The sequence below is a fragment of the Periweissella ghanensis genome, assembly GCF_918814755.1.
Taxonomy (GTDB): Bacteria; Bacillota; Bacilli; order Lactobacillales; family Lactobacillaceae; genus Periweissella; species Periweissella ghanensis.
In genome coordinates, this window is sequence record NZ_CAKKNT010000026.1 from 1 (window position 1) to 24323 (window position 24323).

At 38.9% G+C, this 24323-nt stretch carries 24 protein-coding genes; 22 read left to right on the top strand and 2 right to left on the bottom strand.

Going from position 1 to position 24323, the window contains the following annotated elements; translation table 11 throughout:
- Positions 1–146 precede the first annotated feature (146 nt).
- On the bottom strand, positions 147–2750 hold the full coding sequence (locus tag LQZ76_RS07950) for a YfhO family protein (RefSeq protein ID WP_230099193.1): 2604 nt from the start codon (positions 2748–2750) through the stop codon (positions 147–149).
- 212 nt (positions 2751–2962) lie between these two features.
- On the opposite strand from LQZ76_RS07950, the gene LQZ76_RS07955 reads away from it, so the two are divergent.
- The 15 genes from LQZ76_RS07955 (at position 2963) to LQZ76_RS08025 (ending at position 16476) form a co-directional block, all read left to right on the top strand.
- Positions 2963–5065, top strand: a complete 2103-nt coding sequence (locus LQZ76_RS07955; protein WP_230099194.1) for a peptidoglycan D,D-transpeptidase FtsI family protein — start codon at positions 2963–2965, stop codon at positions 5063–5065.
- A 99-nt stretch (positions 5066–5164) separates the two neighbouring features.
- Positions 5165–5314, top strand: coding sequence for a 50S ribosomal protein L33 (rpmG, locus tag LQZ76_RS07960; protein WP_168721942.1), 150 nt, complete (start codon positions 5165–5167; stop codon positions 5312–5314).
- 172 nt (positions 5315–5486) lie between these two features.
- Positions 5487–6824: a hemolysin family protein gene (locus LQZ76_RS07965; RefSeq protein WP_230099195.1), complete on the top strand. Its 1338-nt coding sequence runs from the start codon at positions 5487–5489 to the stop codon at positions 6822–6824.
- A 268-nt stretch (positions 6825–7092) separates the two neighbouring features.
- A complete protein-coding gene (locus LQZ76_RS07970; protein ID WP_230099196.1) occupies positions 7093–8391 on the top strand; it encodes an adenylosuccinate synthase in 1299 nt (432 codons plus the stop codon).
- Complete coding sequence (gene purB / locus LQZ76_RS07975) at positions 8391–9689, top strand: adenylosuccinate lyase (protein WP_230099197.1); 1299 nt, start codon at positions 8391–8393, stop codon at positions 9687–9689. Before LQZ76_RS07970 ends, purB begins: the two co-directional genes overlap by 1 nt.
- Positions 9690–9709: 20 nt before the next feature.
- Positions 9710–10234, top strand: a complete 525-nt coding sequence (gene hpt / locus LQZ76_RS07980) for a hypoxanthine phosphoribosyltransferase (RefSeq protein ID WP_230099198.1) — start codon at positions 9710–9712, stop codon at positions 10232–10234.
- 119 nt (positions 10235–10353) lie between these two features.
- Positions 10354–10695, top strand: a complete 342-nt coding sequence (locus LQZ76_RS07985) for a DUF1831 domain-containing protein (protein WP_230099199.1) — start codon at positions 10354–10356, stop codon at positions 10693–10695.
- A 299-nt stretch (positions 10696–10994) separates the two neighbouring features.
- Positions 10995–13643: an alanine--tRNA ligase gene (gene alaS, locus LQZ76_RS07990; RefSeq protein WP_230099200.1), complete on the top strand. Its 2649-nt coding sequence runs from the start codon at positions 10995–10997 to the stop codon at positions 13641–13643.
- A gap of 110 nt (positions 13644–13753) precedes the next feature.
- A complete protein-coding gene (locus LQZ76_RS07995) occupies positions 13754–14005 on the top strand; it encodes an IreB family regulatory phosphoprotein (protein ID WP_230099201.1) in 252 nt (83 codons plus the stop codon).
- A complete protein-coding gene (gene ruvX, locus LQZ76_RS08000; protein WP_230099202.1) occupies positions 14002–14439 on the top strand; it encodes a Holliday junction resolvase RuvX in 438 nt (145 codons plus the stop codon). The genes LQZ76_RS07995 and ruvX overlap by 4 nt, the downstream gene beginning before the upstream one ends.
- 10 nt (positions 14440–14449) lie before the next feature.
- Positions 14450–14749 carry a DUF1292 domain-containing protein gene (locus LQZ76_RS08005; protein WP_168721933.1) on the top strand — a complete coding sequence of 100 codons (300 nt, stop codon included), beginning with the start codon at positions 14450–14452 and terminating at the stop codon, positions 14747–14749.
- Between the two features lie 103 nt (positions 14750–14852).
- Positions 14853–15215 carry a hypothetical protein gene (locus tag LQZ76_RS08010; RefSeq protein WP_230099203.1) on the top strand — a complete coding sequence of 121 codons (363 nt, stop codon included), beginning with the start codon at positions 14853–14855 and terminating at the stop codon, positions 15213–15215.
- 94 nt (positions 15216–15309) lie between these two features.
- Entirely contained in the window at positions 15310–15939 is a 630-nt protein-coding gene (lexA, locus tag LQZ76_RS08015; protein ID WP_230099204.1) for a transcriptional repressor LexA, read from the top strand.
- A gap of 10 nt (positions 15940–15949) precedes the next feature.
- On the top strand, positions 15950–16195 hold the full coding sequence (locus tag LQZ76_RS08020) for a DUF896 domain-containing protein (protein ID WP_230099213.1): 246 nt from the start codon (positions 15950–15952) through the stop codon (positions 16193–16195).
- A gap of 65 nt (positions 16196–16260) precedes the next feature.
- Positions 16261–16476: a YneF family protein gene (locus LQZ76_RS08025; RefSeq protein ID WP_230099205.1), complete on the top strand. Its 216-nt coding sequence runs from the start codon at positions 16261–16263 to the stop codon at positions 16474–16476.
- 51 nt (positions 16477–16527) lie between these two features.
- On the opposite strand, the gene LQZ76_RS08030 is transcribed toward LQZ76_RS08025, so the two are convergent.
- A complete protein-coding gene (locus tag LQZ76_RS08030) occupies positions 16528–17166 on the bottom strand; it encodes a lysophospholipid acyltransferase family protein (protein ID WP_230099206.1) in 639 nt (212 codons plus the stop codon).
- Positions 17167–17246: 80 nt separating this feature from the next.
- On the opposite strand from LQZ76_RS08030, the gene LQZ76_RS08035 reads away from it, so the two are divergent.
- The 7 genes from LQZ76_RS08035 to LQZ76_RS08065 all read left to right on the top strand — a co-directional run.
- On the top strand, positions 17247–17999 hold the full coding sequence (locus LQZ76_RS08035) for a tRNA1(Val) (adenine(37)-N6)-methyltransferase (protein ID WP_230099207.1): 753 nt from the start codon (positions 17247–17249) through the stop codon (positions 17997–17999).
- A 13-nt stretch (positions 18000–18012) separates the two neighbouring features.
- Entirely contained in the window at positions 18013–18264 is a 252-nt protein-coding gene (locus LQZ76_RS08040) for a GIY-YIG nuclease family protein (protein WP_284706001.1), read from the top strand.
- Positions 18265–18432: 168 nt separating this feature from the next.
- On the top strand, positions 18433–19212 hold the full coding sequence (rpsB, locus tag LQZ76_RS08045; RefSeq protein WP_168721925.1) for a 30S ribosomal protein S2: 780 nt from the start codon (positions 18433–18435) through the stop codon (positions 19210–19212).
- A gap of 187 nt (positions 19213–19399) precedes the next feature.
- Complete coding sequence (gene tsf, locus LQZ76_RS08050; RefSeq protein ID WP_230099209.1) at positions 19400–20275, top strand: translation elongation factor Ts; 876 nt, start codon at positions 19400–19402, stop codon at positions 20273–20275.
- A 105-nt stretch (positions 20276–20380) separates the two neighbouring features.
- Positions 20381–21106, top strand: a complete 726-nt coding sequence (gene pyrH, locus LQZ76_RS08055; protein WP_230099210.1) for a UMP kinase — start codon at positions 20381–20383, stop codon at positions 21104–21106.
- A 5-nt stretch (positions 21107–21111) separates the two neighbouring features.
- A complete protein-coding gene (gene frr, locus LQZ76_RS08060) occupies positions 21112–21669 on the top strand; it encodes a ribosome recycling factor (protein WP_230099211.1) in 558 nt (185 codons plus the stop codon).
- Positions 21670–22025: 356 nt separating this feature from the next.
- A partial coding sequence (locus tag LQZ76_RS08065) for a KxYKxGKxW signal peptide domain-containing protein (RefSeq protein ID WP_230099212.1) occupies positions 22026–24323 on the top strand: 2298 nt, incomplete at its 3' end.

Genomic DNA, 24323 nt, shown 5'->3' on the forward strand with positions numbered 1-24323 from the left:
CTTTGGTTTTCGTCGACTTAATTTTAGCACTAGGACATACGGTGTCCTATTTTTTTTGCAAAAAAAGATGTCGATGATTTTACTCATCAACATCAAATAGTGTAGAACCGATTTTTGTGTGTTATGCTCGTCGCTGTTATTTTAAATTATCGTTTACGCTGTAAGAAAGTATAAACTAGCGTAATAAGCACAGCCAACAAGCTAATGAGACTACCTAAAATTAAGAAGGGCGGTGTATATTTAAGCGTTACAGTATGCTGGCCCGGTTTGAGTGGCACAGCCAAAAACATATTTGCCACAGTTTTAGTAGCAACCGGTTGCCCATCCACAAGGGCATGCCATCCAGGGATTTGTGGAATAGTGGTCATTAATAATTGAGCGGTACGCGGCACGTCAATATCACCACTAATTTTACGTTGGCTAAAATGGTTAATTTGCCAACTGTGAGCTTGTAACTGTTTGGTTTGTGCAGTTAGTAATGGTGCATTAAGTTCATATAAGCCAACATTTTGGAGCCATAAATTAGCTTTTTTCAACGTGAAGACTAACGTTTGCGGTTGATCTTTAGCGAGGTTAGCTACGTTAAGAATAATCGGTGCTTTAAAGGCATCGTTTGTGTGTAAAACACGCCCATTTAATGTAATCGTTACTACATCCGGGGTCATATTTGGACCGATGGTAAGATAATAAGGATTATTATCTTGCGGAATAAACGTGGCGGTTAGCGAAGTTGGTTTAACTAAATTTTTAGGGGTTAAGAAGGCCCCGTTAACGCTTTGTGGGCGATTAGCATTTTGCGTCGTGAAGTTTAAAAATGGTAGCGCCGTAAAAAGGGCTTGGTTAGATTGCCCAACGATGCCATCCCACAAGTTAGTTTGGTTTACCAATGGGTTACTATTTTTTAACTGGGTCTTGAGGGCGGCTGAATTTGCAGCAAAGCCAAGACCTAAAGCGTTAGGATTTTTATAAATTGTTACATCCGGGGTTTCGGCGTGGAATAAATCACTTAGTAAATCCGGCCGTTGCGTATTTTGCATTTGGGCAGGCGCACCTTGGGCCGTTGCAAAATGAGTTGAGGCATCTAAAAAGTATTTAAAGCCTAGCAAATTATCAGTCAACATGGTGCCGTTATAGTACGTTGCATAATTATCACCATTGGGATTTCCAATTAAGCCCATAAAATCACTAGTCTTTTTAGAAAAGGATGAACTAAAGGCTGAGCCACCAAAGTAATCTTGCATAAAAGGATCATCTTTTGTCCGAGAATACGTTTGGCCAATTCGCATAAATTGAGTATTGGTATTAGGAATGGTTGCGAGTGCTTTATGGGTAGCATTAACCTCATTTTGATACTCGGCTTTAGTTAGGTAACTAAAATTATTGAGTGACCAAATGGCATTAGTGCTAACTTCGGTAATCGTTAATAATAAAATCAACCATGACCAGATTTTAACTCGCGGCATTAATAATAATACTAAGGCCAATAAGGCGAAAGCTGAACCAACTAGTAATTGTGGCCAAGTCATAAAGTTAGTTTTACTAAATGTACAAGCAACTACGATAAAAATAATGGCAAAAGTACTGATTAAGGCGATAAATGGTTTAACCTGAAGGGGGTGGTGCGATGATAGGCTAGTCGCAGCCAGCCATAACAACCAAAATGACCATAAAAAGCTAAAACGATATGGATACCAGACTGGAAATTGGAGACCATGCCATAATAAGTCAAGTGGGGCAATGAACATAGAAGCGAATAAAAAGATGGTTATTAAACTTGCAATTAAACGATTTTGCCAGCGAAAATCACGATTAATGAAGTATAAAAGGGCCCCAAAAGCGCCGATGCTGGCAATAAAAATATTGGGTTGACCAGTAGGCATTTGGGCAAAATTAAAACTACCGACAAACATTTTACTGAAGAAAAACAGGGGATTATATTCAATCCAATTACCAATAGTGGTGGTATTGTATTGACCCTTTCCTTGCGTTAATTGGAAAAAAGTTGGTAGTAAAACTACGGCAGCCAAAGCAACACTTAAAAGTGATCCGTTAACAAAGCGGACAAAGGCTTGTCGAATTTGCCGGCCGTTGAGTGACTCACGTGAAATCGTCCATAACCAATACAGCATTAAAAACAGGGCAATCATGTAAGCTATATAGTAGTTAATAACTAACATTAAGGTAAACGGTATGACGTAGTAGCGGTATTTACCGGTACTCAACAGTTTTTCAAGCCCATAAATAATTAATGGTAATAAAATTAAGGCATCTAACCAGAGTAAATTTAACTGGTATGAAATCATCCAGCCCATTAAGACATATATAATCCCAAAAGTTGTTGCAAGCCAACCTGTTTGCCACTTTAACTTGTTAACAACCCAAGTCATCGTAAAGCTAGCGAGGGCATATTTAAGTAAGGTCAAAAAAAGAATACCGGTTGGTAAAATTGCTGGTGGGAAAAATAGCAAAATTAAATTGAGCGGACTCATTAAGTAATAAGTCCAAACACCAAGCATATCACCACCTAAAGCATTACTAAAAGAGTAAAAAAAGGTGGCTGGATGATGTAACAAGGTATTGCGTAGTAACGCGAACATATCAACGTATTGTTGGCCTAAATCAACGGTTAAAATCGTTGATTTACCAAAGGGCATCATGTGGCGCGTTGCAAAATATGAACCCATAATAATAATTGGGAGCCAAAACGCGAGCCATAATGGCCAAGTTGTGCGATTGAAATATTTTTTCATATTAAAATTTTACGGTCCTTTTTGGATTTTAAGTTAAGATAACTTTACCATAAAAAATTAAAACAACGTATAAGACGGTCACTGAATTCGATTCAGTATGTTACAATAAGTAACGTTAAATGTTATCAAAGCGTGCTTTGGTATCAGGTATAAGAAAAAATAAAATTTAAAAATTGCACAGTATGGCGTGCAATTTAATTGGTGGGAGATTCATGGAAAATCGTTTTACACGCCGCGCGCGGAAGAAAAAAGGCTATCGTTCAGATTTGCCATTTCGATTAAAGTTGATTTTGGGTGTTGTCTTTGCCCTCTTTGCAGCGTTGATTGGACAACTATACTATTTACAAATTTCAAAAGGGGCGTTCTTCGTCGCCGATGTTAACCGAACAGATACTCTTGTTGAAACAAATAATGTGCAACGGGGTATGATTTATGATTCAACTGGCCAAGTGTTAGTTGGTAATAAAGCTTTAAAGGCCATTTCATACACTAAAGGGGTTAATGTTTTAAGTAGCCAAATGTATGATACTGCTAATCGCTTGAGTAAATATTTAAGTGTTGATACCTCACAACTTGCACAACGAACAGTCGCGGATTATTTATTAGCTAATGCCAAAAATACTAAAGCTATTAATGCACGGATTAAAAATTTCAAAGCATTAGGACCAGATGCTCAATATAAGGCGCAATTGAATGAAGTCTTTGATCATCCAAAACGGTATGAATTATCAGCAGAACAACAAAATGCTGCGATGATTTTTCAAAAAATGACGGGTGCCTATCAACTCTCAACGACCTATATTAAAGAAGGTGGCGTTAGTGACGAAGCGATTGCCCAAATTGGGGAACACTTGAGTTCAATGCCTGGGATTTCAATTTCTACGGCTTGGCAACGGGATTATCCACAAGGGAAATCAATTCAAGCAGTTATTGGGACCGTGTCATCGGAAAAAGTTGGATTACCAGCTGATAATTTAAATGTTTTACTTAGCAAAGGTTATTCACGTAATGATTCAGTTGGTCAAAGTTATCTTGAAAAACAATACGAACCAGTATTGAAGGGAACTAAAGGTCAAACTGAATTTGAAACGGCATCTAATAATAAGATTTTGAATGCAGTGGAAGATTATCCTGGGCGTAAAGGGGATAATTTAGTGTTATCAATTAACGCTAAATTCCAAGCTGCCATGGAAGAGACGTTGCGTAAGAACCTTTCAGGTGGCTTAACATCTGGAGCGTATGCGGTCGCAATGAATCCATATACAGGTGGTATTTACGGAATTGCCGGGGTTAACCGTGATCCAAAGACTGGTAAGGTTACCTCTAATGCCTTAGGGGCAATTAACCAAGCAATCGTAATGGGGTCAGCAGTTAAGCCAGCCATGGTTACGGGTGGTTTGAAGTTAGGGGTTATTACACCAACTAACAATGTTATTAATGACCAACCAATTAAAATTGCCGGAACTGCGCCACAAAGTTCTGACTGGAACCGTAATGGGATTGTGCCGATTACAGCTCAAACGGCGTTAGCATTATCATCAAACTCATACATGATGCAACTAGCATTACGTGAAGGGGGTGTGCAATATCACCCTGGAATGGGCTTGAAGAACGTTAACCCTAATTTATTTAACATTATGCGTAACAACTTTAACTTATTTGGGTTAGGTGTTAAGACAGGTATTGATTTACCAGGTGAAACAGCGGGGATTGTCGGACCAAGCACTCGGGCTGATTTAGGGAAAGCCTTGATGGAAGCTTATGGACAATATGATGCTTATACAGTTTTACAATTAGCACAATACGTATCAACGATTGCTAATGGCGGTTACCGGATGCAACCACACGTGGTGCAATCAATTATGTCATCAAATTCCCAAGGTAAGTTGAGTAATATTCAAACAACCATTCAACCTCGGATTTTAAACTCAGTTGGCTGGACCCCCGCTCAGCGTGCTGTCGTAACAGAAGGGATGCAACAAGTGGTTGCAGGGCCTAATCCACGTCGGACAGGGCAAGCATTGCAAAAAGTTTCACCAACCCCATATGCGAAAACTGGGACGGCGGAAACCTTTACTGACGGCCAACCAACGTTGACTTTGAGTTTGATTACGTATATTCCTGGTTCAAACATTGCGATTGCTTTGGCAATGCCAAGTGGTCCACAATCAAACTTTGGATCAAACTTGAATATTAACATGGCAATTGATATTTACAACGCCTACTTTAAATACGTTCAAGACAAATCAACGGTGGCTGGTTACACCCCATCTGCAACTGATAAGCAAGAAAACTTAAATAGTACTAGTAATTAATTTTAATTTCTGGTATTATAGTTTGAGTTGAGGGAGCGTGTGCTAAGTGATTAGCCATTCCCTAGATTTATTGAGAAATTAATACTGGAGGGTTTTGACATGCGCATTAACATTACTTTAGAATGTACTGAATGCGGTGAACGCAACTACTTGTCAAATAAGAACCGTCGGAACAACCCTGACCGTCTTGAAGTTAACAAGTACTGCCCACGTGATCGTAAGGTTACTTTACACCGTGAAACTAAGTAATTAAATTTACTAACAAGAAAGTGCAATGAGTTCGCTCATTGGGCTTTTTTTGTTTGTAACCGCCGAAATAATATAAGATAAATGAAAGCTAATAGTTTTGTTGGTCGTTTTATCTTGGCGTGCTATAATATGTAATACCAAAAAAATTTATTATGAAAAGAGGTTTACCGTCTTGGAACCTGGTCCGTCTTATTTAATTAATGTTGTTGTCATTGTGTTAGTATTGCTGTTAGCTGTTTTATTTACGCTGACAGAGTATTCATTGGTTCGTGTGCGTGTGAGTGCGCTACGTGCCTTAAAAGAAGAACGCAAGGGTTCAACGCGTTTAATTGATGCTGCAATTCACATGACAGAAAATTTAACTGAATACCTTTCAACGGCACAAGTTGGAATTACGCTAACAAGTCTTATTTTAGGGTGGATTGGTGAAGTTACGATTGCTGATGCGATTATTGCTAGTGGAATTTTACCAGCCAATGTTGCGCAAGGAATTTCATCAATTATTGCGATTTTATTGTTTACCGTTATTCACGCGGTCTTTACCGATTTGGTGCCTAAAAATATTGCGATTGCCGACCCAGTTAAAATATTAATGTTCATTGTACGGCCAGTACGGTTCTTCCATATTGTCCTTTATCCATTGATTTTCATCCTTGATCGCACGGCTAATTTGTTTACCCATTTATTGGGCTATCCAACGGCCGCAGATGAAGATATTTACTCACAAAATGAAATCTTATCATTGTCAAAAAATGCCGCTAAAGCTGGGGAATTAGACGAAGAAGATTTAACATTTATGGAACGGGCCTTTGATATGAATGATAAGGTTGCCGTTGACATTATGGTCGACCGTACATCAATGTGTGTCGTGGATGTTGATACAACTATTCACGAAGCCCTTGAAATTTACATTCAAGAACGGTACTCACGTTTACCAGTGATTGCAGATGGTGATAAAGATAAGGTTATTGGTTATGTTTATACCTATGATTTAATCCGTCAAGGTCGTATTGACGATTCTGAACCAGTGGTAAAAATCATGCGTGATATTCCCGCCGTGCCGGAAAACATGGATGTCCATGATGTTCTTAAAGTCATGGTTGCCAAACGGGCCCCAATTACAATTGTGGTTGACGAATATGGTGGTACATCAGGGTTAATTACTGATAAAGATATTTATGAAGAATTATTTGGCTCAGTTCGTGATGAAATTGACGATGTGGCCGATGATTATATCCAAAAATTAGGTAATTACAAATATAAAGTAAATGGTAAAGTTTCACTTTATGATTTGGAACGCTACTTTGATGTTAACGTTAAAGAGTTTGAAGAAGATGAAGCCGTTACTTTAACGGGATACGTACTTAACCATCAACCCGAGTTTCGAACTGGGGATGTAATGCATGTAGCCAATTTTGAAATTAAAGCTTTGGATTACGATAATGCGTACATCAATGAATTTGAAATTACCAAATTAGCCCCAGAAGTTGTAGAAGATTCAGAAGAATAGATGTAAGGATACTAAGTTGAAGCTTAGTATCCTTTTTTGTTTTTCTGTAAAAGAGGTATTTTTTCTGTAAAAGTTTTTGATAAAGTTCATTTTTAAGGGTAAGAATTTTAGTTAGATGAAAAAAAGTCCGTAATTTTATCAATTTATTTAAAAAAAAAACCTAAAAAGGGGATAAAACACGAACTATAGACTTGCTAAGTGTTAAATCTTAGGTTATGCTATTAAAGGTTTGTTATTCAATAGATATTGATGAAGAGGTATATATATAATGGCTGGAATTGTTGTTGTTGGAAGTCAATGGGGTGATGAAGGAAAAGGTAAAATTACGAATTTCCTCGCCCAAGATGCAGATGTAATCGTTCGTTACCAAGGTGGGGATAACGCCGGACACACGATCGTCTTTAACGGTCAAAAGTTCGAATTGCGCTCAATTCCCTCAGGTATTTTTGACGATGATAAACTTGCAGTTATTGGTAACGGATTTGTATTAAACCCACAATCTGTTCTTGAAGAACTTGCATACTTGAACTCACAAAACGTGAATACTGATAATCTCCGGATTTCAGATCGTGCTCAAGTCTTGTTGTCATACCACAAGTTAATTGATGTCTTACAAGAAGAAGCAAAAGGGGCTGACAAAATCGGGACGACCGGTAACGGAATCGGCCCAGCTTACACTGATAAATATGCTCGAGTTGGGATTCGCGTTTGCGATTTACTTGATCGTGATGTTTTATCAAAACGGTTACACGCCGTAGTTAGCCAAAAGAATCAACTATTAACAAAAATTTATAATCATGCCCCAATTGATGCCGATGCGTTAGTTGAAGAATACTACGCTTACGGTCAACAATTGAAGCAATATGTTACTGATACAGCTTACTTGGTTGATGAAGCCTTCCGTGCTGGTAAAAAAGTCTTGTTTGAAGGTGCTCAAGGGGTCATGCTTGATGTTGACCACGGTACTTACCCATATGTAACATCATCTAATCCAATTGCTGGTGGGGTGACAACTGGGGTTGGTGTGGGACCAACAAACATTACTGACGTAGTTGGGGTTGCCAAAGCATACACTTCTCGTGTTGGTGAAGGTCCTTTCCCAACGGAATTGATTAATGAAATTGGTGATCACATTCGTGAAGTTGGGCATGAATACGGAGTTGTGACCGGTCGTCCTCGTCGGATTGGTTGGTTTGACTCAGTTGTAATGCGTCACTCTGCCCGGGTGTCAGGTTTAACTAAGCTTTCAGTTAACTGTATTGATGTGTTAACTGGTATTGAAACATTAAAAATTGCGACCGCTTACGAACTTGATGGTAAGGAAATTAAGTACTACCCAGCAAGTTTTAAAGATTTAGAACGAGTAACCCCAATCTATGAAGAATTACCAGGTTGGACAGAAGATATTACTAGTGTTACAAAACGTGAAGACTTACCTCAAAATGCCCAAGCTTACTTGAAGCGGATTGAAGAATTAGTCGGCGTTGAAATTGCAACCTTCGCAGTTGGTCCTGACCGGGATCAAACTAACGTATTATTAAATGTTTGGACAGGAGAAAAGTTTTAATGATTGATCGTTATTCACGCCCAGAGATGAGTGCCATTTGGTCACTTGAAAATCAGTATGCAAGTTGGTTAGAAGTTGAAGCTGCCGTTGTTAAAGGATGGGTTGAAGAAGGCCACATTCCCGCAGCTGACTATGATAAAATTCGTGCCAATGCAACCTTTAATGTTGAACGGATTGCTGAAATTGAAGCAGTAACCCGTCATGATATGGTTGCCTTCACTCGGAATGTTTCTGAATCATTAGGTGATGAAAAGAAATGGATTCACTACGGTTTAACAAGTACGGACGTCGTTGATACGGCCCAAGCATTGCGTTTAAAGCAAGCAAATGCCATTATTTTGGCTGACTTGCTTAAATACCGTGATGTAGTTGCTGAAATGGCACTTAAGTACAAAGACACAGTTATGATGGGGCGGACCCACGGAGTACATGCGGAACCAACTACTTTTGGGTTAAAAGTAGCTCGTTTTTACGCCGAAGCGGTTCGTAACATTGAACGCTTTAAAACTGTGGCAACCGCTGTTGAAACTGGTAAACTTTCTGGGGCCGTGGGCACATTTGCCAACGTGCCACTCGAAGTTGAAGAAGTTGCCATGCGTGAACTTGGTTTACAACCAGCTTTGATTGGTTCACAAGTTTTACCACGTGATTTACACGCTGATTACATTAATACTTTGGGCTTGATTGCGACAAGTCTTGAAAACTTTGCTACGGAAATTCGGAGCTTACAACGTTCTGAAATTCATGAAGTTGAAGAAGGGTTTGGTAAAGGCCAAAAAGGTTCTTCTGCCATGCCACACAAACGTAACCCAATCGGTTCAGAAAATATTTCTGGTTTGGCCCGGGTTGTGCGTGGTCACATGGTAACTGGAATGGAAGATATTACGCTCTGGCATGAACGTGATATTTCACACTCTGGTGCTGAACGAATTATTTTAGGTGATACAACGATTCTTGTTGATTACATGCTTCACCGCTTTACTGGTATTTTAGAAAACTTAGCGGTCTTCCCAGACACAATGTTAGCTAATATGGATCGAACTTATGGTTTGATTTACAGTCAACGTCTCTTGTTGAAGTTGATTGATGCTGGTTTAAGCCGTGAAGCTGCCTATGACACTGTACAACCAATGACTGCTAAATCATGGGACGAACAAGTACAATTCCGTCCATTGGTTGAAGCAAATGCAACTGTGCAAGAATACTTGAGTGCCGCTGATATTAACGACGCTTTTGATTACAGTTACCACTTGAAGAATGTTGATGCCATCTTCAAGCGCGTTGGTTTATTAGATTAACCACAAAAGGATTATAAATAATGGATATTCAAATTGATCGCGTAATTATGGATGAAGCCCAAATTCAAGCGGCTGTTAAAAAAGTTGCGGCCGAAATTCGGCGAGACTATGCTGGTAAACGACCAGTAATGGTGCCGATTATGAAGGGTGCGATTGTATTTACAGCTGATTTACTTCGAGAACTTAGTGATATTGAATTTGATTTTGATTATGTCGATGTTTCAAGCTATGCTCATGGCGCTTCAACTGGTGAATTAAAAGTTGAAGTTAACGTTCGGAAAGATATTACGAACCGTGACGTAATTTTAATTGATGAAGTAATCGATACTGGGTTAACGATTGATTTCTTGATTAAGGAATTTACTAAATTGGGAGCAAGTTCCGTTAAAACGGTGGTTGCTGTTGATAAAAAAGCTGGTCGTAAAATTGAAATTGAGGCGGATTACGTTGGGGCAGATGTTCCTAATGAATATTTACTCGGTTATGGAATGGATTTAGACGGTTCACACCGTTTCCTTCCACAAATTGTAGCCATTAAAGCTTAATAGCTAAAAAGGTCAGGAAAGAGATTTCCTGGCCTTTTTAATTTAATCGTAATCGTAGCTTGTACCGTCTGGATATTTCGCTATAATAAATATATTAGAAAAAATGAGGTGATGTTAAAATGGCATTTACACAAACAGCCCAATTAGTTGGTGATACTGATACGTACATGATTAGCCCACAAATTAAAAAATATGCATTGATGGATACCGGGTTTATTCAACAAATGAATGGTTCATTCCAATTACTACGACAACTTGAAACTGCTAAGGCCTTTGACGATTCATTTAAGTTAAAAGTGGTCGTTAATGCCGATTTAACGGGCTTTAAGATTAAAGTTGTTAACGCTAAAGGTACGGCCGTGGTTAATATCTTTAATCACCAAAATTCAGCGGCCTTAACTGAACAATTTGGCTATTTTGTTGATGAATTGATTGCCCGTGATATTTTAATTCGTAAATAAGCAATTTTTTTACTTTTAAATGATTTCAAAAGCTTAAAAAAATGGTATTATATTAGTTAGTAAACATATCATAATTAGAACTGAAAGTAGAGACGTTTTGGAAGGTGCAAAAAACGCAGGTCAATTAATGATGCTCTTACACTATTTGTCCTAGCAATAGGGCCGTTACTCAGCGTTAACGAGTATTTAAGAGGTAATCGATTTAGATCGTTGCAAGTAGAGTGGTACCACGTGGATAGCGTCTCTACATGCGATGGTCTTTTTTTATTCTATTTTTTGGAAAGTGAGACATTTTTAACATGAAAGAATTAACATCCGCCGAAATTCGGTCAATGTTTCTTAAGTTCTTTGAAAGTAAAGGACACAGTATTGAACCTTCTAAGTCATTAGTACCCGTTGATGACCCAACTTTACTCTGGATTAACTCTGGGGTGGCAACTTTGAAGAAGTATTTTGATGGCTCAGTTGTGCCAGCTAATCGCCGAATTACCAACGCTCAAAAATCAATTCGGACTAACGATATTGAAAACGTGGGCCACACTGCGCGCCACCACACTTTATTTGAAATGATGGGTAATTTCTCAATTGGGGATTACTTTAAAGAAGACGCTATTCCATGGGCCTGGGAATTATTAACATCGCCTGAATGGTATGCTATGGACCCAGAAAAATTATACGTTACGGTTTACCCAGAAGATACCGAAGCAAAAGAAATTTGGCTTAAAACTGGGGTGCCAGCTAGTCACATTTTTGATGTTGCTGACAACTTTTGGGATATTGGTCAAGGTCCTTCAGGGCCCGATTCAGAAATTTTTTATGACCGTGGAGAAGCCTTCTTAGATATTCCGGCTGACGATCCTGAAAATTACCCTGGTGGCGAAAATGAACGTTACTTAGAAATTTGGAACATTGTTTTCTCACAATTTAACCATACGCCAGAAGATACTTATGAAGAGTTACCACACAAGAATATTGATACTGGGATGGGGCTTGAACGAGTGGTTTCAGTATTCCAAAATGCTAAGACAAACTTTGAAACAGATTTATTTATGCCAATTATTAAAAAGGCTGAAGAACTTGGTGACGGCGTTAAATACGGTGACTCACCAATTACAGATATTTCATTCAAAGTGATTGCCGATCATGCCCGGGCGGTAACTTTTGCGATTTCTGATAGTGCCTTGCCTTCAAATGAAGGTCGGGGTTACGTTATCCGTCGTTTACTCCGTCGTGCTGTATTACACGGTCGCAAACTAGGTATTAATGGCGCATTCTTAACTCAATTAGTACCAGTCGTTGGTCACATCATGGAATCTTACTATCCTGAAGTTTTAGCCAATGCTGAATACATTGAAAGTGTTGTTTTAGCAGAAGAAAAACGCTTTAACGAAACTTTATCAGATGGTTTAAAGATGTTAAACGATGTGATTGCTGAAGTTAAAGCATCTGATAGTGATGTTATTGATGGTAAAGTGGCCTTTAAACTTTACGACACTTACGGTTTCCCATATGAATTGACCGAAGAATATGCCGATGATGAAGGCTTGAAAGTTGACCGGGATGGTTTTGATGCCGAAATGCAAGCTCAACGTGAACGCGCCCGTGCTGCCCGGAGTGATGCTAAATCTATGGGCGTACAAAACCCATTATTAACTGACTTACACACAGAATCTAAATATGTTGGTTGGACAACTGAAATCGTTGCAGACGCCCAATTAGCTGATATTATTGTGGATAATGAATTGGCAGATACAGTTGCGGCTGGTCAAACGGCCGATGTTATCTTCAATGAAACACCATTTTATGCTGAAATGGGTGGTCAAGTTGCTGACCGTGGCCAAATTTTGACGTTAGCTGGTGAAGTTGTTGCGGAAGTAACTGATGTCCAAAAAGCACCAAATGGACAACACATTCACTCATTAAATGTTTTAGCTGATATGAAGAAGGGTGAACACTACCAATTGGTAGTTGATCACAAATTCCATGAATTAGTTTCTAAAAACCACACCGCAACCCACATGCTTGACCAAGCGCTACGTAATATTTTAGGTGGCCACACGAGTCAAGCCGGTTCATTAGTGACACCTGATTACCTCCGCTTTGACTTTTCATATAACGGAGCGGTTCCAGCTGAAAAGCTTGATGAAATCGAAGCCCTTGTTAATGAAAAAATTGCTGAAGCCTTACCAATTTCATGGATTGAAACGGATATTGAATCAGCTAAAAAACTTGGTGCCGTGGCCGTCTTTACCGAAAAATACGGTGAAAAAGTCCGGGTAGTTTCAATTGGGGACTTCAATGCCGAATTTGATGGTGGAACACATGCAAATAACACGAGTGAACTTGGCTTATTCAAGATTGTGAGTGAATCAGGAATTGGTGCGGGTATTCGTCGGATTGAAGCAGTCACAGCTAACGTGGCCTTTAAGTTGACGAAGGAACACGAAAACCAATTAGCCCAAATTGCCAATGCTGTTAAAGCCCCACAATTAAAAGATGCCCCTGAAAAGGTCTTAGCTTTACAAGCCCAAATTAAAGAATTAGAACGTCAAGTAACTAGTCTAGAAGCTAAAATTGCTAATTCAGCTGCTGCTAATATCTTTAATGATGTTAAAACATTTGGAGCTCATTCAGCAATTATTAGTCAAGTTGAAGTTTCAGGAATGGAACAATTACGCGCGATTGCTGACCAATGGAAAGAAAATGCAAGTTCCGATGTGTTAGTATTAATTGCTAAAACTGGTGAAGACAAGGTTAACTTAATCGTTGCGATGAGTAAGCCAGCCATTGCAACCGGTATCAAGTCAGGTGACTTAATCAAAGCCGTAGCACCATTAGTTGGTGGTAACGGTGGTGGTCGGCCTGACTTAGCGCAAGCTGGTGGTAGTAACCCAGCCGGGATTGCGGATGCTTTGGCAGCGGCTGCAAGTTGGTTAAACGAGCATTAATAGGGCCCGTGCTGTATACTTTAAATGGTCAGTTTTAGTTATTTATTGTATACATGAGCTTTATTTCCGTATACAATGTTCGTAGTAACGTTTTAGTCTGGAGGTAGCATATGAGTTCATTAGACGAAACCACCTTATTTGATTTTGGTAATGTACAACCAATCGATGTACATGATACGCTCCAAACGGTTTACAATGCGTTGGAAGCCAAGGGATATGACCCAATCAACCAAATTGTTGGTTATCTTATTTCTGGTGATCCTGCGTACATCCCACGTTTGAATGATGCCCGAAATCTTATTAGAAAGCACGAGCGCGATGAAATCATCGAAGAGCTCGTGAAGAGTTATTTAAATAAATGAGTCGATTATTAGGTTTAGACGTTGGGTCCCGTACCGTTGGAGTAGCAGTCAGTGATATCATGGGATGGACTGCCCAAGGGGTTGAAATTATTCGGATTGATGAAGATCAAAAAGAATTTGGAATCGAACGCATGAAAGAGCTTGTTGAAGAATACAAACCAGGGGGCTTTGTCCTTGGTTTGCCTAAAAATATGAACAACACGCTTGGTCCTCGGGCCGAAGCAGCCCAAGCATATGGTGATTTATTAGTAGAAACATTTGGCTTGCCAATTGATTTTATTGATGAACGTTTAACGACGGTTGAAGCTGAACGGATGTTAGTTGAAGAAGCTGATACATCACGTAAAAAGCGCAAGCAAGTTATTGATAAGCTGGCTGCAAGTTTAATTTTGCAAAATTACTTAGATGCAAATGGTAAATTAACGAAAGTATGAGGTATGCCCTATGGCTGAAGAACCACAAGAACAACAAATCACACTAGTAGATGAAGATGGAACAGAAACTTTATTCAACGTCCTCTTCACATTCACATCTGATGAATACAACAAGTCATACATCTTACTTTACCCAGAAGGTACTGAAGATGACCAAGAAGTAGACATCCAAGCCTTCTCATTTAATCCTGATGAAGATGGTGAAGCTACTGAAGGTGACTTACAAGCAATTGAAGACGACGCTGAATGGGACATGGTTGAAGAAGTGTTGAACACTTTCTTAGACGACGATGGTAACTTTGAAGCTTAATGCGCCGTTTCTAATGGTCAAGATTTGATTTTTTAGAATAAAAAAGACTGGTTGATTCGCATGAGTCGATCAGTCTTTTTCTTTACAGAAAGAGGAAAAAATAATGCATACTTACGCAATTACGGTACTAAATCAAACATTTGTTGGTGAGCAACCAGAACCATTTTTTGATGTGGTTACTTTTTTGGCTAACTTAGATGAAACCCAAATTCAAGATGTTGCTAGTTTGAAGCAGTTAGCGACTGATACCCAATTGATGCCCAGTTATGATGATGGTATGGGACAAATGGTCACGGAAAAAGTTGCTAAAATTTTAGATGTTTACGAACTAATTGATGAAGTGCAATTTGAAGGTAATCCAGAAGTTAATAGTCGCCAAATCGTGCCCGCTAAACCGATGGATTTAACGCAATTCTTAGCAACTTTCTATAGTGACTATGTTTACGAAGATGACTTTAAGGACTAAGTAATACGAACACAGGCGAACATTAGTTTGAAAAACCGTTATTTTTCCAGTATAATAGGCATTAATTAGAAGATGAGAAATAAGGGGTGAAGTAATGGCGCGTGGCGAAAGTAAACAAATTGAAGTTTTGCGCTTCATTTATGAAAAACAAACGCAAAAAGGGTATCCACCAACCGTTCGTGAAATTTGTGAAGCAGTTGGATTGGCATCAACATCGACCGTGCATGGCCATATTGTGCGGTTGCAAACAAAAGGCTATTTACGTAAAGATAGCACCAAACCACGGGCAATTGAAATTACGGATGATGGCTTGGATATTTTAGGAATTTCAAGTAACCCTGGTCAAATTCCAGTGGTTGGTTTAGTAACCGCTGGGGCCCCAATTCTGGCCGTTGAAGAACAAGCAACTGAGTTTTTCCCGTTACCAGCTGATTTGGCAGCATATGATGGTGATTTATTTATGCTAAATGTGACCGGAACATCAATGATTAATATTGGTATTTTAGATGGTGATCAAGTAATTGTCCGGAAACAAAATCAAGCTGATAATGGTGATATCGTGGTGGCCTTAACGGAAGATGATGAAGCAACGGTTAAACGTTTCTTCCGTGAGAGTGGACATTTCCGCTTACAACCAGAAAATGATACAATGGAACCGATTATATTGGATACAGTTACAATTTTAGGTAAAGTTGTCGGCTTGTATCGCAACTCAGTATACTAAAAGGTAGGTAATTAAAGTGGAACGAGAACAATTACGTCAACGGATTAATGAGTTATCCGCTAAACACAAAAGTGAAGGCTTAACTGAGGCAGAAGAAATTGAACGTCAAGCCTTACGTGAAGAATTTTTAGCTAATTTCCGCGAAGCATTCCGCTCACAAGTTGAAATGATGCAACTTTTTGACAAAGAGGGAAAAGAAGTTACACCGGATAAAGTTAAAGAAATTCAACGTAAGAAGGGTCTTCGTGACGATTAACTCTTTTTTTCTCAGCCAGAATAAAGTAAACTAAATGTATTATAAATATTGAGGAGTTAGCTTACATGTCTTTTTTAGCTGTTGTTTTAATTATTTTAGCGCTTGTAATTGGATTTGTCGGTGGTTTCTTTGCTGCCCGTAAATACATGGAAAATTACTTGAAGAACAATCCACCAATTTCTGAAGAAATGGTTCGTTCTATGATGGTTTCAATGGGTCAATCACCTTCACAAAAACGGTTGAAGCAAGTGATGGCATCAATGAAGGGTCACACTAAATAATTCAAAAAAGCCGGCTGATGAATTTAAATTCATTAGTCGGCTTTTTGCATGTTAATCTTTAGTTGGTGTCTTAGGTTTTGGATCAATGTATTTAAAATTGGGATCAAGATCAAAATCAAGTTGATCAAAGGCTGCTTGGAGCTTTTTGGTGAAAACGGCAACATTTTCATCATCAAGCTTTTCACGGCGTTCAACATAGATAGGATCACCAAACATAATTGAAACGTTATTTCGTTTGAATAGTTGTGAAAATTTAACCGGACCTTGGTAAACGACAGGCACTACTGGTCGACCAGAAAGCTTGGCAATCATCATCGTACCGGCCTTTAATTCACTACTGTGACGCGAACCAGTTGGGAAAATAATCAACCCAAGATCTTCACTTTTAAGGTTTTTCACTGGGGTCTTAATCGCTGAGGGACCTGGGTTTTTCCGATCAATTGCAAAAGCATTGGCATGCACTAAAATCCAGCGTAAAATGGGATTTTTGAACAACTCAATTTTAGCCATGAAACTAAACTTGAGGGGTGCACCAGCAACCGCAAAAAACAACGGATCCCACCAAGTGCGGTGAGGCCCAGCTAGAATGAAGGTTCCTTCAGGAAGTTTATTGTGGTTGTAAATTTTGGTTTTTCCGTTAATAATAAAAAGCAGAAAACGAACTATTGTCCGTGCAATAGAATAAAACATTATCTTGGAGCTCCTTTAAAAAACTTTTATCTTTTTAAGTATGCAAAATTTAGCTCCTTAAAGCAAGTAGGGAAATTTTTATGACAAACGTACAATTACAATCTGACGAACGAATTGATCAATTATTCAGTCAAGATATTCAAATAATTCAAAGCGCAAGTGTCTTTGCGTTTTCACTTGATGCCGTCTTATTAGCGCACTTTGCGAAAGCCCCCAAGGGTGGTCGCGGTTTAACGGTTGATTTATGTGCTGGTAATGGTGCTATTGGCCTTTTTTATTCACAAAAGAGTTTGGGTCCAATTACCGAAGTTGAATTGCAACCACGCTTAGCTGATATGGCAAGTCGTTCCATTTTATTAAATGGTTTGGAAGACCGCATGAATGTGTTAAATATTGATTTAGCGGATACGTTAGATTTTATTGAAGGTGGATCAGCGGAAACAGTTTTATGTAATCCACCATATTTTTTAAATAGTGAATCTTCACAAAAAAATCCGAATGAACATTTGGCGATTGCCCGGCATGAAATTACGACGAATTTAGATACCGTTTGTCAGACTGCTAGCCGTCTATTGAAAATGAATGGGAAATTGTTTATGGTTCATCGGCCGGATCGCTTAGTCGATGTTTTAAGTGCCATGCAAGCCGTGCGTTTGGCACCCAAACGGATTCAATTTGTGCATCCTAAAGCGGGCAAGGAAGCCAATATGGTTTTGATTGAAGCCATTAAGGATGGTAAGAGTGGTGGGGTGCGCGTTTTAGAACCTCAAGTCGTGTATGATGATAATGGTCAATACACCCCGATGATTCATCAGGTGCTCTACGGTGAGTGATAAAGAATATTACATGTATGTCATTTTGACGGCAGATAATATGTTATATACTGGATTTACCAATGATGTGGCCCGCCGTTTTGCGACTCATCAACAGTATAAGGGTGCTAAATTTACTAAAATAAAAAGTAAACACCCGTTAAAACTATTGTATCAAGAAGCATTTACAACCAAGCATGATGCATTATCAGCCGAGTGGCATTTTAAACACCAAACACGTAGTCAAAAGGAAAGTTACTTACGCAGTCACGGTGTCGAAATTTAAAGTAAAAAGTAGCTAATTTTTACTTGCATCCATTAATTATATTTGGTAACATATTAAACGGTGTTAAAACCAATTCACACCTTAATCAATGTCGACTGGGTTGCGAGCGATCGTCCAGCTACAGATGCGATTAGGGGAGGAATAAACAAAATTTTGGAGGAATAACTCATGGCAGTTATCTCAATGAAGCAATTGCTCGAAGCCGGTGTCCACTTTGGTCACCAAACTCGTCGCTGGAACCCTAAGATGAAAGAATTTATCTTTACTGAACGTAACGGTATTTACATCATCGACTTACAAAAGACTGTAAAACTTGTTGACCAAGCTTACAACTACGTACGTGACGCTGCTAAAGACGGTGCCGTTGTATTGTTCGTTGGTACTAAGAAGCAAGCCCAAGACGCTATTGCTGAAGAAGCAAAGCGTGCTGGTCAATTCTACATCAACCACCGTTGGTTGGGTGGTACTTTGACAAACTGGAACACTATTCAAGCGCGTATCGCACGTTTGAAGGAACTTAAAGCTATGGCTGAAGATGGTACTTTTGACCGTCTTCCTAAGAAAGAAGTTGCTTTACTTGTAAAGCAAACTGCTAAGCTTGAAAAATTCTTGGGTGGTATCGCTGATATGCCTAAGATTCCTGATTTGTTATTTGTTGTTGACCCTCGTAAGGAACAACTTGCTGTTCAAGAAGCACACAAGTTAAACATTCCTATCGTAGCTATGGTTGATACTAACGCCGACCCAGATGACATCGATGTTAAGATTCCATCTAACGATGATGCTATCCGTGCCGTACGTTTGATCACTGCTAAGATGGCTGACGCAATCATCGAAGGTAACCAAGGCGAAGACCAAGTTGATGAAAACTCATTTGGTGCCGATGATTCAGTTGAATCAATCGAAGAAATCGCTGCCGTAGTTGAAGGCGACAACGCTGAAAAGTAATTAAATGTTTAGAGTAGGCTGTCACAATAGTTTTGCTAGATTAATCTGGCTAACCATGTGGTGGTCTATTTTTTTGAAAAAAACTAGGTTTCTAGCTTTTTTTAACTGCTATTTTGGCAGATTTAAGGTACAATTAAAAAAGAAGATAATTATAGATAATAACGATTTTAAGGAGATTTAATAACTCATGGCTATTACTGCTGCTCAAGTTAAAGAATTACGTGAAAAAACAGGTGTTGGTATGATGGACGCCAAGAAGGCGCTTGTCGAAGTTGATGGAGATATGTCAAAAGCTATCGACTTACTCCGTGAAAAGGGTATGGCTAAGGCTGCTAAGAAGGGTGACCGGATTGCTGCTGAAGGTATGACTTACGTTGCTGTTAAGGATAACGCCGCAGCTATCGTTGAATTAAACTCTGAAACTGACTTCGTTGCCGGTAACAAAGAATTTAACGACTTATTACACGCTGTTGCTAACGCAATCGTTGAATTCAAACCAGCTGACGTTGAAGCTGCTTTGGAACTTAAAGTTAGCGAATCAGAAACTCTTAACGACTTGATCATTCACACTACACAAATTACTGGTGAAAAGATTACTCTCCGTCGTTTTGTTATCGTTGAAAAAGAAGACTCACAAAGCTTCGGTGCATACTCACACATGGGTGGCCGTATTTCATCACTTGTATTGCTTGACGGTGCTGATGCTGAAACTGCTAAGGACGTTGCAATGCACGTTGCTGCTATCAACCCACAATTCGTTTCACGCGAAGAAGTGCCTGCAGAAGTTGTAGCACACGAAAAAGAAGTACAAATGAACGCCGAAGATATGTCTGGTAAGCCAGAAAACATCAAGGAAAAGATCGTTGAAGGTCGTTTAAACAAGTTCCTTGCTGAAATCTCATTAGCTGACCAACCATTCGTTAAAGATGGTGACCAAACGGTTGCTAAGTACGTAGAATCAAAGAACGGTTCTCTTAAGTCATTCATCCGTTACGAAGTTGGTGAAGGTATGGAAAAGAAGAACACTGACTTCGCTGCTGAAGTTATGGGCCAAATCAACTAATTTTAACTAATTAGTTATTTAAAAGAGGCGCGCATTCGGGCGCACCTCTTTTTTTTAAGAAAAAATGGGACGTTAAAGAGATTTACTAAAGGAGCATTAATACGAATGAGTGAAGTTAAATATAAACGTGTTTTAATGAAGTTGAGTGGGGAAGCCCTCGCTGGTGATCAGGGACGAGGTATTAACCCCATCTTTGTGAAACAAGTTGCAGAAGAAATCAAAGAAGTTCATGATTTGGGTGTTGAAATTGCCATTGTTGTTGGTGGTGGTAACATGTGGCGTGGAGAAGCGGGTGCCGAACTTGGTATGGAACGCTCACAAGCTGATTACATTGGAATGTTAGGTACGGTTATGAACGCCTTGGCCCTTCAAGATAGCCTTGAAAACCTTAATGTCCCAACACGGGTCCAAACTTCAATTGAAATGCGTCAAATTGCTGAACCATACATTCGTCGTAAAGCAGTTCGTCACCTTGAAAAGAACCGCATTGTTATTTTTGCGGCGGGAACTGGTTCACCATACTTCTCAACTGATACAACGGCCGCTTTACGGGCCGCAGAAATTAATGCCGATGCAATCTTAATGGCTAAAAATGGGGTTGATGGAGTTTACTCAGATGACCCACGTACCAACCCTGAAGCTGAAAAGTTTGATACGTTAACGCACTTGGATATCTTGAACAAAGGCCTTCAAGTGATGGACTCAACTGCAAGCTCATTATCAATGGATACTGATATGCCATTGATTGTCTTTAACTTTAACGAAACTGGTAACATCAAACGTGTAGTTGAAGGTGAAAACATCGGAACTACTGTTAAAGGAGATAAATAATTACTATGGCAAATGCAATTATTACAGACGCACAAGTACGGATGGAAAAAGCTGGTGAAGCGCTTCAACGTGAATTGCAAAACATTCGCGCTGGTCGAGCTAACGTTGGTTTATTAAACCGTGTTGAAGCAGAATACTATGGTGCAATGACGCCTCTTAACCAAATGGCATCAATTCAAGTACCAGAAGCCCGTGTGCTTTTGATCACACCATATGACAAATCGGCATTGGATGCGATTGAGCACGCAATTTATGCTTCTGATCTTGGCTTGACACCATCAAATGACGGTTCATCAATTCGGTTAGTTATTCCACAATTAACTGAAGAACGTCGTAAAGAATTAGCTAAAGATGTGAAGGGTGAAGCAGAAAATGCGAAGGTTGCGGTACGTAACATTCGTCGTGATGCAATGGATTCACTTAAGAAGCAACAAAAAGCTAACGAAATTACTGAAGATGATTTACACGATTTAGAAGACCAAGTGCAAAAGGCAACGGATGCAGCGGTTAAAAATATTGATGCAATTGCTAAAGATAAGGAACAAGAATTGTTAACTATCTAGTTTTGAGAATTGCATTTAAAAAGCGATTTATTAGTACTCAAAAATGAGTATTAGTAAATCGCTTTTTTATTATGTTAACTTATTTAAGTATAAATTATTTTTTGGTTAAGTTATATTTCATATTTAAAATAAAATTAAAAAAATAATATATTTATCATTTTTTTTTGAGAAAATCAACTAATATGCTTGACATATTTGTTGACATTTTCGATTACTTGAAGTTTTTTTTGAAAAATTAAAAAAATATGCTGATTTGTACATAAGATATCCCAAGTTTGCGAAAAAACAATTAGTTTTTATTTTTGATGCAATAATTAATGCATGTTCTAAAATAAATTTACTGTGGGGGATTTTTTATGTCCAAGAAGAACAATTATTACAAATTAATGCATGAAACAAAGTATGAACACTTTAAAATGTATAAGGCTGGTAAGCAATGGTTTGTTGCCGGTATGTCATTATTTGGGGGTGTGTTAGGAGCAAGTGCAGTGGGTACGCAAGTCGCTCACGCCGATGTTTCTAACGGAAATAGTGATACTGCAAAGGAAGTTGATCAAGGGACGGTGCTGGCCACGCAACAAACAGCCACAATTCCTGCTGCATCAACAAGTACTTCAGCAGCCAATACTAGCACTAGTCAAAGTACTTCAACTTCTGAAAGTTTATCTAAGAGCATTTCAGAAAGTATCTCAACTAGTACTTCAGCTACTAACGCAAGTACAAGTAAGAGTGCATTAGCTAGCAGCACTTCAAATGCATCAACAAGTACATCAGATGCATCAACTAGCAAATCAGACTCGTCAACTAGCACATCAACAACTAGTGCAAGTACATCAGACGCATCAACAAGCACATCAACAACCAGTGCAAGTACATCGAAGGCATCAACTAGTTCAAGTAAAGCAGCAACCAGCACCAAAGGATCTGCTTCAACTTCTAACTCACTTACAAACAGTACGACTGTTGATGAAGTAACAGCTAACAAAACTGCTACTGCATCAGCACAAAAAGCATTAGCTCTTGCATTGCCTAAAAATGCAACAGTTACTGTTGACGCAACAACTCACGAATTGAGTATTGTATTAGCAAATGATCAAACACCAAGCACTGCGATTTTAAATGCTGCCCAAGCATATGCAGAAGCTAACGGTTTGGTTGTTAACTTCAACCACCGTGATGCTACAGATACTACTACTGCTAAACCTACAAACTTCGGTGATTACAAGAGCTCAGTGCTTACATACTTGACGAAGAATAAATTAGCAACGCAAGCACAAATTAACTCTGCACAATTCCAATCAGCATTAGCTAATAGTTACAAGAGCTTCATCGCACAACCAAAACAACTTGATGCAGTGGCAGCTAGTGGAATACCAAATCCTATGCAAACACCATCTGATCCAGCAGTGTGGTTTTTAGTATATATAAATGGTGGATTTACCACATCACCTAAGCAGGTTACTAATACAACTTTAAATACACCAACAACTGTACAAGCGTCATTTAGTCGGAATGTACTTGAGTTTCTTTTTCCAGGATCAACAACCACATACACGTGGTATAAATATGACCCTACAACGAAGACTTGGTCACAAGCAACCAATGATACCACTAAAACTGGGAATTTATCACTTACCCCGACTGAAACTGGAACTTATTATTATCAATTGAAAGCAAAGGTTACTGCACTTGTACCTTTATACCTTTTAAACTATTACTCACAGGTTATTCAAGTTAATGTCTTTGATAAACCGCAAAATGCAACGACAATTACCACTAGTGTTGATAACAGTTACTTGTATTACAATGGTCAACAAACACAAGCAAACGCTAATGTTGGTAATGGTACGGGTGATGTTACATGGACTTCAAGTGACGCAAACCTTGCAACAATTGACTCTGTAACTGGGGTGATTACGGCTAATAAAAATTCACAATCAGGGGTTGTAACATTTACAGCAACTATTAAAAATCCAGATGGCACAACACTTTCAAGTCAAGTGCAAGTAAAAGTTGGTGGAGGGTTAGATGACCAAACTGTAATAGCCGGGTCAACCGCAACTTTCCCTGTTCAGGGTACTGCAACAGATAAAAATGCAACGACTGTTTATCAATGGTATCAAGTTGGAGCAGGGTTTCTTGGTAGTGACAAACTATTAACTGATCAAACGGGATCAGCATTAGTATTGAATAATGTTGCACAAAATGCTAGCGGTACACAATACTATGCTAAGGTTACAGTTACACCAATTGGTTCTGACGGTAAGGCTGGTTCACCACAAACTTTAATAACTAATACAGCTACCTTGACGGTTGTTTCGAATACACCAGCAAACTCAACTTCAATCTCAAATAGTACATCACAATCAACAAGTATCAGTACTTCGCTTCCAACAAGTACATCAAAGGTTGTAAGTACTAGTGATTCTATGAGTGATAGCAATTCGACTTCACAAAGTGATAGTATTCTTGCACCTTCACGATCTGCAAGTACGTCAGTATCTGATTCAGACTCAAAGAGTACATCAGTAGCTGACTCAGAATCAACATCAACTGTTGCATCAGATTCAGAATCAACAAGTACATCAGAAGCTGATTCAACTTCAAAGAGTACATCAGTAGCTGACTCAGAATCAACAAGTACATCAGAAGTT